The sequence below is a fragment of the Flavobacterium xizangense genome (genome assembly GCF_054075145.1).
The window spans coordinates 211,237-228,948 of the sequence record NZ_JBSIPG010000006.1 but is presented as its reverse complement, the minus strand read 5'-3'; the positions used below and the strand labels follow the sequence as shown (position 1 = coordinate 228,948).

The window sequence follows — 17,712 nt, the reverse complement described above, 5'->3', positions numbered from 1 at the left end:
TCAGGCGAGACTTATACATGGTCTGCAAACTCAGTTGACTATACCGTCGGGGGCACTTATCCGATATTGAACAACGGCTGCACGGCGGATCAGGAACTTCAGTTGACAGTAACTCCGAAGCCTTCAAAAATCATAACGACGGCCACGATCTGCTCGGGGGAGACTTATACATGGTCTGCAAACTCAGTTGACTATACCGTCGGGGGAACCTATACCGTTACAAACAACGGATGCACGGCCGATCAGGAACTGCAGTTGACGGTAATGAATGTTACAAGTCCAATAGTTGGGCTAATAACGCAACCAAATTGTTCGTCATCAACAGCTAGTGTTCAATTAAGCGGTTTGCCAATAGGAACTTGGATTATTAATCCAGGAAATATAGCTGGAAATACTACGACAACTACAATCAATGGTTTGACAGCTGGCAATACTTATAATTATAAAGTAACTAATAATTTAGGTTGTGAATCAGCGGCTTCTTCCGACGTTAAAATCTTAGATTATATTTGTGCGGAGAATGATACTCCATCGACAATAAATGGAGCTGCAGGGGGGACTATTTCGACTGTTTTTGCTAATGACAAAATAAATGGAAATACATTTTTACCAACAGATGTTACTGTTTCAACTAGTTCACTTCCAACAGGAATAACTTTTAATTCTGATGGAACAATAACAGTTGCTCCAAACACTCTTGCGGGAATATATTCAATTACTTACACTATTTGTATGTCTGCAAATGCAAGTGTTTGTGATTCTGCAACGGTAGATATAGTAATTGAAAGACCTGTAATCGACGCATTAACCGAAACTACGACAGCGATCAACAGCAACAACGGAGGTACGACAATATCTTTGACTGCCAACGATACGCTGAACGGAACTCCGGTTACGGTCGGCACAGGCGCAGGCAAAGTGACGTTCACATTGGTAAGCACGCTTCCAACAGGATTAACGCTGAATGCGGACAAAACCATCACGGTGGCTCCGGGTACAGCTTCAGGAAGCTACGAGGTTGAATACACGATCTGCGACAACGACCATGCGCTTAACTGCGATACGGTCAAGAGTTATATCCAGGTGACGGGAGATGTTTTGGTTGCCAATGCGGACAATCCTGCATCAGTAACAGAATCGAACCAGCCACAGACAATCATCACGGTTGTGGACAATGATACCAGAAACGGACAGCCATTGACGGCCTCGGAAGTAAAAATAACAACAACGGTTGCGGACCCTTCAGGTTATCTGACCCTTGATCCGACGACTGGAGTTGCAACCCTTGGGGCTAATGCGCCTGCGGGAACCTACAGCTTGACGTATTCGATCTGCGACAAGACCAATGCATCGAACTGTTCAACGGCTACAGTAACCCTGACGGTAAATGCTCCGATAGTAATACCTGTAATCGATGCGGTGACTGAAACCACGACAGCGATCAACAGCAACAACGGAGGCACGACAATATCTTTGACTGCCAACGATACGCTGAACGGAACTCCGGTTACGGTCGGCACAGGCACAGGCAAAGTAACGTTCACATTGGTAAGCACGCTTCCAACAGGTTTAACGCTGAATGCAGACAAAACCATCACAGTGGCTCCGGGTACAGCTTCAGGAAGCTACGAAGTGGAATACACGATCTGCGACAACGACCATCCGCTGAACTGCGATACGGTCAAGAGTTATATCCAGGTGACGGGAGATTTATTGGTACTGAAAGATGATTTAGCAGGTCCAATTGCAGGAGTTAATCATCCGGTGACAGTTATAAATGTTTTAGGAAATGACACTAAAAATGGATTGCCAATTACGGCTTCTGCTGTAAATCTTTCAGTAACAATTGCTGATCCAACTGGATATTTAACATTGAATGCTGATGGAACAATTATATTAAAAGAAAGTTCACCGGCAGGAACTTATGGATTAACGTATCAGGTTTGTGAATTGAACACAACAAATTGCAAAACAGCGGATGTTAAAGTAACAGTTGTTCTTCCAACAATGACTGTAACTACGAATAGCTATTGTTCTAATGATGTTCCTTACGTATCATACAATGTAACGCCAGATAATTTTACAACCAATAATTTATTGACTATTAAATGGATTGATAGTGATAATAATATTGTAGCAACACAAACTAATTTGCCGTTGAGCGGAAGCATTTTATGGCCGGGAGCAATTGTAGACAGCAACGGAATTGGAGTTGACTGGCCAGGATGGTTATTTGCAAATGGACAATGGACAGAAGGTGCTGATGGATTTGAAAAAACAAGAACTGGTGTTACAATAGAGTTTTCATTAAATCCTACTGTAAGTATGATAGTGAGTTATCCACCAGCAACACCTCAATGTAATGCAAGACCAACTTTTGAAATCAAAGCAAACAATGATGCTGCTGGACCAATTGATGCAAAAAAAGGTATCAGCACAGCATTGAATATATTTAGTAATGACCGTTTAAATGGAACATCAGTGAACCAAACAGCAGTTGTATTAACTACAGTTATTCCAAATCCTAATTTGATTTTAAATGCAGATGGTTCTGTTGATGTTAAAACAGGAACAGCATCAGGAACTTATCAATTGACTTATCAAATTTGTGAAGCTTCAAATTCATCAAATTGCAGTCAGGCGGTTGTAAATGTTACAGTTATCAACTCAGAAGATCCTGCACCTTCACCACAGATTATTACAAAAGACGATCTGCAGGTAAATGTTGATGGGATTAATGGACAGCTTGAGTTTATAAATGTTTTAGACAATGATTTAGTTAATGGCTTGCCAATTGATCCGGCAAATATTATGATAACTAATATCCCAAAAAGCCCATATTTTGAATTTAATGCAGACGGAACCGTAAATGTGAAACCAAACACACCAGGTGGAAGTTATACTTTAGTTTATCAAGTATGTGAAAAAGCAAATTCTTCTAATTGCAGCTCATCAACATTGAATGTTTTTGTTGAAGTGCCAAACATTGCGATTATTAAAACAGCTGTATTCAATGATGAAAACGGAAATGGATTTGCAAATGCAGGTGAAACAATCACCTATAAATTTAAAATATCTAACATAGGAAATGTTCCATTAACAAATGTCAGCGTCTCAGATCCTTTGCCAGGTTTAGTTGTTTCTGGACAAGCAATTAATCTTGGAGTTGGCGAATCAAATGACAATAATTTCACAGCAAAATATAAAATTACTCAAAGTGATATTATTTCAGGTACAGTAAGTAATCAGGCAACAGCTTTTGGAAAAAGTGCAAGAGGAGTTGAAGTTGAGGATAAATCTGATGATGAAAGCAATTCTGGAGATCGTCCTACGGTATTGAGCTTAGATGGCTGTAAAATAAAAGTACTGAATGCTTTTTCTCCAAATGGAGATTCAAAAAATGCAAGATTCTATATTCAGGGAATAGAGTGTTATCCTGACAATACCGTTGAAATTTATAATCGATGGGGAGTTTTGGTATTTGACATTGATCATTATAATAATGAAGACCGAGTTTTTGTGGGAGTTTCAGCAGGACGCGCGACGATTAAAGAATCAGATGGATTGCCATTAGGAACTTATTTCTATATTTTGAAATATAAAGATAACGATTCAAATCAGCACGAACAGTCAGGTTACTTGTATCTAAATAAATAAAAAATGATAAACGGCTTGACTTTAGCCAAGCCGTTTTAAAAGCTTACTAAATGAAAAAATTAATTTTAATTTTCATGTTTTTTTCAGTCGTGTGTTCGGCTCAGCAAGATGCGCAGTTTACACAATATATGTACAATACAATCTCGGTGAATCCTGCTTATGCTGGTTCTAGAGGTGTATTGAATGTATTTGGATTGTATCGTACGCAATGGATCGGGCTTGATGGTGCTCCAGAGACAAGTACATTTTCATTAAACACACCTTTAAGCAATAATAGTAAATTAGGTTTAGGTGTTTCTTTGGTCAATGATAAAATTGGACCAACGGTTGAAAATACTTTATCGGCTGATTTGTCTTATAGTATTCCTACTTCTGAATCATTTAAACTTTCTTTTGGAATAAAAGCTACGGCGAATATGTTTAATCTTGATGTCAGTAAACTAAGTTTTGAAAATCAAGGAGATGAACAATTTCAGGATTTAGACAATAAATTTTCGCCAAATATTGGAGCAGGGGTTTATTGGCATTCTGATAGAGCATATTTAGGATTCTCTGTTCCAAATTTCATTGAAACAAATCGTTATGATGATAACAACACAGCTATTTTCAAAGAAAAAATAAATTATTATTTCATAGCAGGTTACGTATTCAATTTGGACAAATTAGAATATATCCGATTTAAACCTGCTTTATTAACTAAAATGGTTCAGGGAGCACCGTTGCAAGTTGATGTTTCGGGGAATTTTATGTTCTATGATAAATTCGTTGTTGGACTTGCTTATCGTTGGAGCGCGTCAGTGAGTGCAATGGCAGGTTTTCAAGTATCAAAAGGCATGTATGTTGGATATGGATACGATCATGAAACTACCAATTTAAGACGATACAACTCGGGATCTCATGAGATTTTCCTTCGTTTCGAGTTTTTCAATAGTTATAAAAAAATGATATCTCCAAGATTCTTCTAATTCGATACCTGTCATGAGAATTAAAATAGTAAGTTTTTCTGTTTTGTTTGTATTTCTTTTTTTTAAAGTAAATGCACAGACAACAAAAATAAGTTCCGCAGATAAAAAGTATGATGATTATGCTTTCGCAGATGCTATAAAAGCATACGAAAGTCTAATAGAAAAAGGAACTAAAGATGAAAAAATAGTGCAAAGATTAGCTAATTCCTATTATTTTATAGGCGAATTACAGTCGGCTTTGCAATGGTACAAGGAGTTATTCATATTGAATGAAGAACAAGAACCAGAATATTTGTACCGATATGCACAATGTTTAAAAGCATCAGGAAATTATCGTAAAGCCGATGAAGTTTTAGAAAAATTCAATCAAAAAGCAAATTCACAACAAAGAGCTTCTTTGATTCGAAATGATAAAAACTATTTAGAACAAATCAAATTAAATTCGGGTCGTTATGAAATTGCCGATGCCGGAATTAATTCGCCTTATTCTGATTATGGAAGTTTTATTTTGGATAAAAAAATTGTTTTCACTTCAGCGAGAGATACGGGCGGAATTGCAAAGACTAGTTTTAAATGGACAAACAAATCTTTTTCGAAATTATATATAGCTGATTTAATGCCAGACGGAAGCGTGGGCAAACCGGAATTATTTCGTAAAAAACAGAAATCAAAATTCAATGAATCAACGCCAGTTTTTACAAAAGATGGTCGAACAATGTATTTTACCAGAAATAATTTCACTGACGGAAAAAGAGGGCAAAATGACAAGCAAGTAACACTTTTAAAACTTTATAGAGCGGAATTTATTAATGATGAATGGGTTAATGAAAAAGAGCTTCCATTCAATAGCGATCAATACAGTACAGCTCATCCTGCATTAAGTATCGATGAAAAAACATTGTATTTTGCGTCAGATATGCCGGGAACTTTAGGACAATCAGATTTGTTTAAAGTGGCAATAAATGCAGACGGAACTTTTGGTCAACCTCAAAACCTAGGATCAATAATTAATACGGAAGGAAGAGAGACTTTTCCTTTCATTTCAAATGAAAATGAACTTTATTTTGCTTCAGATGGACGCCCGGGACTTGGCGGACTTGATATTTTCGTTACAAAAATAAATCCTGACAGTACAATTGAAGATGATGTGCAAAATATTGGAGAACCAGTAAACGGCAAACAAGACGATTTCGGATTTATAATTGACAGTAAAAACAGAACCGGATATTTTTCTTCTAATAGAGATAATGGCCACGGTTTAGACGATGTTTATCGTTTTGCAGAAACTAAAAGATTAGTTTGCGAACAAGATTTAATGGGGACAGTTTCTGATGCTGAAACGAATGAGGTTTTGTCGAATGTAAGTTTAAATTTATTCGATGAAAATTTTAATCCTATTTCGACAATCGTAACAGATGATAAAGGGAATTATATTTTTCCAAAAATAAAATGTGGTAAAAAATATTCTATACGAGCATCAAAAAGTGATTACGGAATCAAAGATATTTCAACAGCAGTTAAAAAAGCAAATGGTAAGACAACTTTAGATTTTACAATGCAAAAAATGTTCAAACCTTTGGCAACAAAAACAATCGAAATCAAAAAAACAGTTGTAAAACCAGTTAAACTCGGACCAATAAAAGTTGGAACAGATCTAGCAAAATTACTTCATATTCCTATGAACTTTTTTGATTTAGGAAAAGCAACGATCAAAAAAACATCGGAACCTGATTTAAATAAAGTTGTTGATGTTTTAAATCAGTATCCAAATATAAAATTAGATATTCGTTCGCATACAGATAGTCGTTCATCTGCAGAAAGCAATCAAATTTTATCAGATAAAAGAGCACAATCAACAAAAGATTGGTTAATAAGCAAAGGAATTGATGAAAGCCGATTGACAGCAAAAGGATACGGCGAAACTAAATTAATCAACAAATGTGCTGATGGTGTAAAATGTACCGAAAAAGAACATCAGCAAAACAGACGAAGTGAATTTATTATCGTTGGTCTATAAAAATAAACATTAAAAAAGAGCTCTTTTCAGCACTATGAAAAGAGCTCTTTTTTTGCGCAAAAAACAAAAGCGTTAAAAAAACAAATTTTTCACAAAAAACTTCTTTAATTGATTTCATTCTTTATAGAATAATTTTGAAAAATCGAAATGTGATGTATTTTATTTAAAATGAATGAATTAGCTTTTTAAAAAATAAATTTTAATAACAAGTTTTGTCATTTTTTATTTAACTTTATAAATCTAAATTTTTTCAGATATGACTGTAAATCAAATACTAAACGCAAAAGGAAGAAATGTTTATTCCGTACTTTCAACTACAACAGTTTATGAAGCATTGAAAGTAATGGGCGAAAAAAACATAGGGGCAATTCTTGTAATTGATGGAACTGACCTAAAAGGAATATTGTCTGAAAGGGATTATGCACGAAAAATTGTTTTGAAAGATAAATCGTCAAAAGAAACGTTTGTTCATGAAATTATGGAAAGCAATGTTTTCTCAGTAAATCTTTCAAATAATATTGAGGATTGCATGGAGCTGATGAGCACAAAAAGAATCAGACATTTACCAGTTTTAGAAGATGAAATTGTAGTTGGCATTATTTCCATTAGCGATGTTGTAAAAGCAATTATCGAAATTCAAAAAGATACCATAAATCACTTGAATTCTTATATTTCTCAATAAAAAAAAGCCAAAATATATACTTGTAAAAATAGTCCTGATTTTGAAGGACTATTTTTTTTTGATGATGTAAATTGATATTTTAACAAAAGAAAGAACTAAAAACGCCCCATTTTAAACTAAGACTTATATCTTTGTAAGCTAGAATAAAAGCTAAAAATAATGAACAAAGAGAGTAAAAGAAGAGAAGCGCTACTGTATCATTCAGAGCCGACTCCAGGAAAAATTCAGGTAGTTCCAACAAAAAAATACGCAACCCAGAGAGACTTATCGTTGGCTTATTCGCCAGGTGTTGCAGAGCCATGTTTAGATATTGCAGCAAACGTTGAAGACGTTTATAAATACACAGCAAAAGGAAATTTAGTAGCTGTAATTTCAAATGGTACAGCAGTTTTAGGACTTGGGGATATTGGTCCTGAAGCTTCAAAACCTGTTATGGAAGGAAAAGGTTTATTATTTAAAATATTCTCTGATATTGATGTTTTTGATATCGAAGTCGATACAAAAAATGTAGAAGAGTTTATCCAGACTGTAAAAAACATCGCTCCAACTTTTGGAGGTATTAATCTTGAAGATATTAAAGCACCGGAATCTTTCGAAATTGAAAGAAGACTGGTTGAAGAATTAGATATTCCTGTAATGCATGATGATCAGCACGGTACGGCAATTATTTCGTCAGCAGCTTTGATCAACGCACTTGAATTAGCAGGAAAAAAAGCAGAAGATGTAAAAGTAGTAGTTTCTGGAGCAGGTTCGGCTGCAATAGCTTGTACTGATTTATATGTTTTGTTAGGTGTAAAAGTTGAAAATATCTTAATGTACAACAGTAAAGGGTTATTAACAAAAGACAATCCTTCACTATCTGATTTACAATTAAAATATGCATTTGACGGTCCTAAAATTGAATTAGCAGAAGCTGTAAAAGGAGCTGATGTTTTTATCGGATTATCTTCAGGAGATATTTTATCACCTGAAATGTTATTGACAATGAAAGATAACCCGATTGTTTTTGCAATGGCAAATCCAAATCCGGAAATCGATTATAATCTAGCTGTAGAAACTCGTAAAGATGTTATTATGGCTACAGGACGTTCTGATTTTCCTAATCAGGTAAATAATGTTCTTGGTTTTCCATACATTTTTAGAGGAGCACTTGACGTAAGAGCAACAAAAATTAATGAAGCGATGAAAATGGCGGCTGTAAAAGCTTTAGCTATTTTGGCAAAAGAACCAGTTCCAGAGCAGGTTAATGTTGCTTACGGCGCGACAAAATTAGGTTTCGGACAAGAATATATCATTCCTAAACCTTTTGACCCACGTTTAATTACAGTTGTAGCGCCAGCAGTTGCAAGAGCAGCAATGGAATCTGGAGTGGCAAAAAATCCTATCACAGACTGGGCAGCTTATGAAGATGTGCTTCGCGAACGTATGGGTAATGACAACAAAATGGTACGTTTAATCACAAACCGCGCTAAATTAAATCCAAAACGAATTGTTTTTGCTGAAGCGGATCATTTAAATGTTTTAAAAGCAGCTCAGATTGTTTATGAAGACGGAATAGGTTTCCCAATTTTATTAGGAAACAGAGAAATCATATTAGAATTAAAAGCTGAATTAGGATTTGATGCTGATCTTGAAATCATCGACCCTAAAACAAATGAAGAGGAAGAAAGACGAAACAGATTTGCAAATTCATACTGGGAAGCAAGAGAACGCAGAGGCGTTTCATTGCTTGATGCTCAGAAATTCATGCGCGAAAGAAACTATTTTGCAGCCATGATGGTGAATGAAGGTGAAGCAGATGCGGTTGTAACCGGTCATTCAAGAAGTTATCCAAGTGTTGTAAAACCAATGCTTCAATTAATTGAAAAAGCACCAGGGGCCTCACTTGTTGCAACTGCAAATATGATGCTTACAGCACGTGGCCCAATGTTTTTGTCTGATACTGCAATCAACATTAATCCGTCTGCTCAAGATTTAGTTAATATTGCGTTGATGACTGCAAAAACTGCAAAAATGTTTGGTATTGAGCCAGTTATTGCAATGGTTTCGTACTCAAACTTTGGATCATCTTCGCACGAACATGCATCAAAAGTAAGAGAGGCAGTTGCTTATCTTCATAAAAACCATCCAGAAATGATTGTAGATGGTGAAATTCAGGCTGATTTTGCTTTGAATTCAGAGATGCTAAAAGAAAAATTCCCATTCTCTAAATTAGCCGGAAAAAAAGTAAATACATTGGTTTTCCCTAACTTAGAGTCGGCAAACATTACTTACAAGCTCTTGAAAGAATTGAATAAAGCAGGTTCAATTGGTCCAATTATGATGGGGCTTAACAAACCTGTACATATTTTCCAGTTAGGAGCAAGCGTTGAAGAAATGGTCAACATGGCTGCAATTGCAGTTATCGATGCTCAGGAAAAAGAAATCAAAAAAAATAAATTAGCACAATAGTCCAATATAGAAAAGAGAAAAATCTTATTTTTATGTATATTTGGTACTATAAATTATATTTATGATAGCACATTTGCAAGGGAAATTAGTTGAAAAGAATCCCACAGAAGTTGTAATTGATTGTGGTGGAGTGGGATACCATGTAAATATCTCTTTGCATACTTTTTCGTTAATTCCTAATGTTGATTTTATAAAATTGTATACGCATCTTCAAATTAAAGAAGATGCGCATACTTTATTTGGTTTTGTTGAAAAGTCGGAACGCGAAATATTCAGAATGTTATTATCTGTTTCTGGTATTGGAGCTAATATTGCAAGAACAATGTTGTCTTCGATTGAACCAAAACAAATTATTAATGCGATTGCATCTGGAGATGTAGCAGTTATCCAGTCAATTAAAGGAATTGGAAGCAAAACAGCTCAAAGAGTTATACTTGATTTAAAAGAAAAAGTGTTAAAATTGTATGATTTGGATGAAGTTTCAGTAGTTCAAAACAATACAAACAGAGATGAAGCGTTATCTGCTTTGGAAGTTTTAGGATTTGTTCGAAAAGCTTCTGAAAAAGTAGTCGAAAAGATCGTGAAAGAAGATCCGGAAGCTACAGCAGAAACCATCATAAAAAGGGCATTAAAAAGCTTGTAACTCAACTAACATAAACCAATTGTATGCGTAAAATTTGTATTTTTTTACTGGTTTTATTTTGCGGTAATGTTTTGCAATCGCAAGTAAATCCGGCAGTTCAAGATACAACTAAAACTCAGTTTTCCAAAGGAAAGTTAGAGTTAAAAGATCCTCCAAGCATACTTTCGGCCTATAAATATGATCCAATATCAGATCGATATATTTATACTAATTCAGTTGATGGCTTTCCTGTAAACTATCCTATTATTTTAACTCCCAAAGAATATGAAGATTTAGTTCTGAAAGAATCTCGTCGAGATTATTTCAGAAAAAAAGCTGATGCTATTGATGGAAAAAAAGCAGGAAGCGAAGCGGCAAAAAAGAATTTATTACCAAGATATTATGTTAACTCAAGCTTTTTCGAAAGTATTTTCGGAAGCAATACAATTGACGTAAAACCCACAGGTTCTGTTGAAATGGACTTGGGGATACGATATACAAAACAAGATAATCCATCATTTTCACCCCGAAACAGATCCAGCCTCACATTTGATTTTGATCAAAGAATCAGCATGAGTTTGATGGGGAAAGTGGGAACACGATTAGAAGTAAATGCTAATTATGATACTCAGTCTACATTTGCTTTTCAAAATTTATTTAAATTAGCTTACACCCCTTCTGAAGATGATATTATTCAGAAAGTCGAAGTGGGAAATGTCAGCATGCCTTTAAACAGTACTTTGATTCGTGGTGCGCAAAGTTTATTTGGTGTGAAGACACAATTGCAGTTTGGAAAAACAACAGTTACGGGAGTTTTCTCTGAACAAAAATCACAAACAAAGAGTGTTGTAGCCGAAGGAGGTGGTACAGTACAAAATTTTGATTTGTATGCGTTGGATTATGATAATGACCGTCACTTTTTCTTGTCTCAGTTTTTTAGAGACAGATATGATGCTTCGTTAAAAAGTTATCCCGTTATCAATAGCCGTGTTCAGGTCACAAGAATAGAGGTTTGGGTAACGAATAAGCAAAACAGGGTAAGTACAACAAGTAACAACCTTCGTAATGTTATTGCGCTTCAGGATTTAGGTGAAGGACCTCTTAGCGGTGTTCCTGATAACGAAGTTGTTGTTATCAGTTCAACTGCAGGATTTTTTAATAAGCCTGTTGATTCACCTGCTGATAATGAGAATAATGCGTACGATCCTGCAGCAATTGGTCAACCGGGATCATTTTTAAATTCGAATATTAGAGAGATTGTTACGGCAAAGTCTGGATTCAATAATACAAATGTAAGTGAAGGAACGGATTACTCGATATTAGAGAATGCCCGCAAATTAACAGCAAACGAATTTACTTTCAATCCGCAGTTAGGGTATATATCATTACAGCAACGTTTGGCAAATGATGAAATTTTGGCTGTAGCTTATGAATATACCGAAGGAGGCAAGGTTTATCAAGTTGGAGAGTTTGGAAGCGACGGTGTTGATGCTACAGTTGTCACCGGAAATAATAATAATTCTAATCAGGCGATTATTACACAAAGTTTGATTTTGAAGATGCTTAAGAGCAACTTGACAAATGTACAGAATCCGGTTTGGAATCTGATGATGAAAAACGTTTATCAAATTCCGCAAGCTTATCAAATCAAACAAGATGATTTTAGGATGAATATCTTGTATACTGATCCTTCCCCAATTAATTATATTACTCCGGTAACGGGAAGTACTTTCCCGCCAAATCCAGCTCCTGATAATAAAGTAGATGAGACACCTTTGTTGAATGTCTTTAATCTGGATAAGTTGAATTACAACAATGATCCACAAACAGGAGGAGATGGTTTCTTTGATTATTTGCCAGGCATAACCGTTGACGTTCAAAACGGGCGAATTATTTTTACAACAAAAGAACCTTTTGGAGAATTGATATTCAGTAAACTGCAAAGTAATGCAGGTGAGAATTACAATGATCCAAGTACATATAATGCAAACCAGCAGAAATACGTTTTTAGAAGCATGTATCGCAATACACAATCTGGTGCATTGCAGGATAGTGACAAGAATAAATTTTTACTTAGAGGAAAATATAAATCTTCAGGAAGCAACGGAATCCCAATTGGAGCCTTTAATGTGCCTCAAGGTTCTGTTGTTGTAATGGCAGCCGGACGTAGACTTGTTGAAGGTATCGATTACAGTGTTGATTATCAACTAGGACGAGTTCAAATTTTAGATCCGTCGCTTCAGGCTTCAAACACACCAATTGAAGTTTCATTAGAGAATAATTCTATTTTCGGACAACAAACACGAAGATTTATAGGCTTCAATATCGAACATAAAATATCAGATAAATTTGTTGTTGGCGGTACATATTTAAAAATGACAGAAAAGCCGTTTACTCAAAAATCAAGTTACGGTCAGGAATCGGTAAACAATACAATTTTTGGATTCAATGGTAATTATGCAACAGAAGTTCCATTCTTTACCAGATTAGTTAATAAGCTTCCAAATATGGATACTGATGTTCCGTCAAATCTTTCGATACGAGGTGAAGTTGCTTTCTTAAAACCAGATGCTCCAAAAGCAAGTGATTTTGAAGGCGAAGCAACAATTTATATTGATGATTTTGAAGGTTCTCAGTCGACAATTGATATGAGATCTGCATATGCATGGAGTTTAGCGTCAACTCCATTTGTCAACTCTATTAATGATAATACATTCAATGCCAATTCAAATACTCTTGATTATGGATTTAAACGAGCAAAATTGGCTTGGTATACAATCGATCCAGTTTTTTACTCATCAAAACCATCCGGTATTTCAAATGATGATTTGTCATTAAATTCTACAAGAAGGATTTATAGTAAAGAGTTATATCCAAATACAGATATTGCCCAAGGCCAGATTCAGGTGATTAATACACTTGATTTAACTTATTTCCCGTCTGACCGAGGACCTTACAACAATAACCCCAATTTTAGTTCAAGCGCACCTTCATCTAATTTTGGAGGAATTATGCGTGCGTTGAATTCGACAAATTTTGAACAGGGTAATGTTGAATATATTCAGTTTTGGGTATTAGATCCCTATGTTGGAAATGGTGAAGCTCCGGCAAATAATACGGGTAAAATCTATTTCAACTTAGGTGAAGTTTCTGAAGATGTTTTAAAAGACGGAAGAAAACAATATGAAAATGGTTTGGGTCCAGATCAGGTAATGGTAAATCCTCAACCTATTTGGGGTGATGTTCCAGCTTCTCAATCGTTGATTTATGCATTTGATACTAACCCAGATAATCGTAAAAATCAAGACGTTGGTTTAGATGGTTTGCCAGATGCTAAAGAAGCCGCGATTTATAATAATTATGCAGGGGAACAAGATCCTGCAGCCGATAACTACACTTATTATCTCAATACAGAGGGAGGAGTGATTAATCGTTACAAAAAATATAATGGTACGGAAGGCAACTCAGCTGTTAGTATTAATGATCCTAATCGTGGGTCAACAACATTACCAGATGTTGAAGATATAAATCGTGACAATACCATGAGTACGATTAATGCTTATTATGAATACAGCATTGATTTGAAACCAGGAATGCAAGTTGGATCAAATTATATTACAGACATTCGCGAAGTGAGTAATGTTGAATTGCCAAATGGAGGAACGACAAACGCAAGATGGATTCAGTTCAAGATTCCGGTATCAAAACCACAAAATACAATTGGAAACATATCTGATTTTAGATCGATTCGTTTCATGCGTATGTTTATGACTGGTTTTAATGATCAAATGACAGTTCGTTTTGGAGCTTTGGATTTAGTCAGAGGAGAGTGGAGAAAATATACTGGTACACTTGATGCAAATGATCAAAATCCAGATGATGACGGAGTTCAGTTTGATGTTGCAGCAGTTAATATTCAAGAAAACGGAACAAAATGTCCAGTGAATTACGTTATACCGCCAGGTGTTCAGCGAGAACAATTGTATAACAACAATACGATAATCAATCAAAATGAGCAGGCTTTGGCAGTTCGAATTGGAGGGGCAGGATTGCAATATTTGGATTCTAGAGCTGCTTTTAAGAATGTAAGTGTTGATATGCGTCAATACAAAAAATTAAAAATGTTCCTGCATGCAGAATCATTGCCAAATGAAACTAATTTGCTAGACGACGAAATGGTTGGTTTTATTCGTTTCGGTAACGACTTTACTCAAAACTATTATCAAGTTGAAATTCCGTTAAAAGTTACACAAACAGGAGGGTCTTGTACGATAAGCCCGGATTTGGTTTGGATGGAAGAGAATAATATTGATTTGGCCTTAGATTTATTAACTAGAATGAAAATTAAGGCAATGCCATTGGATATTAATTCTCCTAAAAGAGATATTAATGGGGTTTATTATCCTGATGATGATCCGGATTTAATTCCAGACGGAGGTGATGGTGACAGCAAATTAAGATTGGGTATTAAAGGGAATCCAAATTTTGGTTTGGTTCGAAATTTAATGGTTGGGGTTAAGAGCAGGGCCGATCATAAAGATATAAAAGGAGAGGTTTGGTTCAATGAGCTTCGTATGTCAGATTTGGACAATAAAGGCGGTATGGCGGCATTATTAAATGTGGATACCAATATGGCTGATTTTGCAACTATTTCTGCAACCGGAAGAAAAAGTACGATTGGATTTGGATCGCTGGAGCAAGGTGCAAACGAAAGAGATCGTGAAGATATTCAGCAATATAATATTGTCACCAATTTGAATTTAGGAAAATTATTGCCACATAAATGGGGGATCAATTTGCCTTTTAATTATGCAATTGGTGAAGAAGTTATTACGCCAGAATATGATCCTTTTAATCAGGATATTAAATTAGATCAGCTGCTTAGAGAAACTACTGATGAGGCAGAAAAAGATAACATCAGAACTCGTGCAATAGATTATACAAAACGTAAAAGCATCAACTTTATTGGTGTAAGAAAAGACAGAGCTCCAGAACAAAAACCGCATGTTTATGATGTTGAAAATTTCACTTTTTCACAATCATATAATGAGGTGGCACGTCATGATTATGAAGTTGAAGATTATAGAGATCAACAATCAAATTCGGCTGTAAATTACGCTTATACTTTTCAGCCAAAAGAAGTTGTGCCTTTCAAGCAGACCAAATTCATGAAAAAAAGTGATTATTGGAAAATGCTGAGCGATTTCAATTTTAATTATTTGCCTTCGAATATTACGTTTAATACAAATATTTTAAGACAAAGTAATCGCCAACAGTATAGACAGGTAGAGGTAGAAGGCATTGGACTCGATCCGCTTTACAGAAGAAATTTTGCTTTTAATTACCAATATGGATTTGGTTTTAATCTGACTAAATCATTAAAATTAAATTATACAGCGGCATCAAATAATATCGTGAAGAATTATTTGAATGAAGATAAAACACCAAAAGAAGATTTTAATATTTGGGATGATTATTTAGACATTGGTACACCAAATCAGCATTTGCAGCAATTAGTATTGAATTATGAAATTCCGCTGTATAAAATTCCTGTTTTGAGTTTTGTAAAAGCGAGTTATTCCTATACAGCTGATTACAGTTGGCAACGTGCTTCTACAGCTATGTCTGAATTTACTGCTGATGATGGAATTACGTATAATTTAGGAAATACAATTCAGAATGCTAATTCAAATACATTGACGACAACCTTAAATATGAATTTATTATATAAATATTTAGGATTGACGCCAGGGGCAAAAACAGCTGCAAAACCTAAACCGGCCGGACCTCCAAAACCAGGAGAAAAAGTGGTGAATACTGCAAAAGCAGTAGAAAAAAGAAGTCCGTTTTATGATGGTTTAATTGGAGTTTTAACAAGTGTAAAAAACATTCAGGTTAATTATACTAAAAATAGCGGAACAGTTTTACCAGGATATACGCCAAGTGTTGGTTTCTTTGGTACAGCAAAACCATCGTTAGGATTTATTTTTGGAAGTCAGGATGACGTTCGATATGAATCAGCAAAAAATGGATGGTTAACGAATTATGATAATTTCAACCAAAATTTCACACAGGTAGAAAATAAGATTTTAAAAATAACTGCGAACATGGATTTATTGCCAGATCTAAAAATTGATTTAGCGATGGATCGTGCTTATTCTGAAAATTCATCAGAGCAATATAGTGTTAGAGATTCAATAGGGCAATTGTTTTATAAGCCGTTATCGCCTTATACGTATGGAATGTTTTCGATCTCAACGGTGCTGATTAAAACATCTTTTGCAACAAGTAATGAAAATGAATCTGCAGCATTCGATGATTTTAGAAATAATCGTTTAGTAATCGCAAATCGTTTGGCAGAAGATCATTATGGTTCAGGTGCAACGATTCCAAGATATGATGCAGGGGCACTTCCTCCTGAAAATCCTAATGCGCCTATTGAAGACCTTTCAAATCCAAATAATAGTCAGAGAAAGCTAATTCAGTCGAATGACGGTTATCCAATAGGTTATGGTAAAAGCAATCAGGCGGTGTTGCTTCCTTCCTTCTTGGCGGCATATACAGGAAAAGATGCGTCGAATGCTTCGACCAGTATTTTTAGAAGTTTTCCTATTCCAAACTGGTCAATTAAATATAACGGGTTGATGCGCCTTAAGTATTTTAAAGATCATTTTAGACGTTTTTCATTGCAACATAATTATCGTGCATCTTATACCATAAACCAATTTAGGTCTAATTTTGATTATTATGAAAATCCAAACGGGCAAGATATAAACTCGAATTTCTATAATCAAACGATAATGTCAAATGTCAATTTAGTAGAACAGTTTAGTCCGCTGATTCGTGTTGATTTTGAGTTAAAAAGTTCTTTCCGTTTGCTGACTGAAATAAAAAGAGATAGGGCGTTGTCAATGAGTTTCGATAATAACTTACTGACCGAAGTAAGAGGTGTGGAGTATGTTGTAGGAATGGGTTATCGATTTAAAGATGTTATTTTTTCATCTCGTTTAGCAGATAATCCAACGGGAATTATTAAAAGTGATATTAACATAAAAGCTGATTTTTCATATCGAAATAATCAAACATTAGTGCGTTATTTAGATTATGACAATAACCAGTTGGCAGCAGGACAAAATATTTGGGCATTAAAATTAACAGCAGATTATGCATTCAGCAAAAACCTGACAGCTATATTTTATTATGACCATTCCTTCTCGAAAGCAGTTATTTCGACTTCTTTCCCGCTTACAAATATTAGATCAGGATTTACGCTCAGATATAATTTCGGAAATTAAATTTAGAATTCTAAACTAGATTT

General features: G+C 35.1%; 7 protein-coding genes. All 7 read left to right on the top strand.

The annotated features are described in order from the left end of the window. Positions 1–3,657: Ig-like domain-containing protein (locus ACWA1B_RS15680; RefSeq protein ID WP_456908463.1), on the top strand; the 3,657-nt coding region annotated here is incomplete at its 5' end. Positions 3,658–3,707: 50 nt separating this feature from the next. Continuing rightward, positions 3,708–4,622, top strand: coding sequence for a PorP/SprF family type IX secretion system membrane protein (locus ACWA1B_RS15675; protein ID WP_142450395.1), 915 nt, complete (start codon positions 3,708–3,710; stop codon positions 4,620–4,622). A 13-nt stretch (positions 4,623–4,635) separates the two neighbouring features. After that, complete coding sequence (locus ACWA1B_RS15670; protein WP_456908461.1) at positions 4,636–6,639, top strand: OmpA family protein; 2,004 nt, start codon at positions 4,636–4,638, stop codon at positions 6,637–6,639. Between the two features lie 256 nt (positions 6,640–6,895). Further along, entirely contained in the window at positions 6,896–7,321 is a 426-nt protein-coding gene (locus tag ACWA1B_RS15665; RefSeq protein WP_456908459.1) for a CBS domain-containing protein, read from the top strand. 159 nt (positions 7,322–7,480) lie between these two features. Next, a complete protein-coding gene (locus tag ACWA1B_RS15660; protein WP_456908457.1) occupies positions 7,481–9,772 on the top strand; it encodes an NADP-dependent malic enzyme in 2,292 nt (763 codons plus the stop codon). Positions 9,773–9,833: 61 nt separating this feature from the next. Further along, complete coding sequence (ruvA, locus tag ACWA1B_RS15655; RefSeq protein WP_456908455.1) at positions 9,834–10,415, top strand: Holliday junction branch migration protein RuvA; 582 nt, start codon at positions 9,834–9,836, stop codon at positions 10,413–10,415. A gap of 23 nt (positions 10,416–10,438) precedes the next feature. Beyond that, the gene (gene sov / locus ACWA1B_RS15650) at positions 10,439–17,689 is read left to right on the top strand and encodes a T9SS outer membrane translocon Sov/SprA (protein WP_456908453.1); all 7,251 of its coding nucleotides are present in this window, start codon (positions 10,439–10,441) and stop codon (positions 17,687–17,689) included. Positions 17,690–17,712 lie beyond the last annotated feature (23 nt).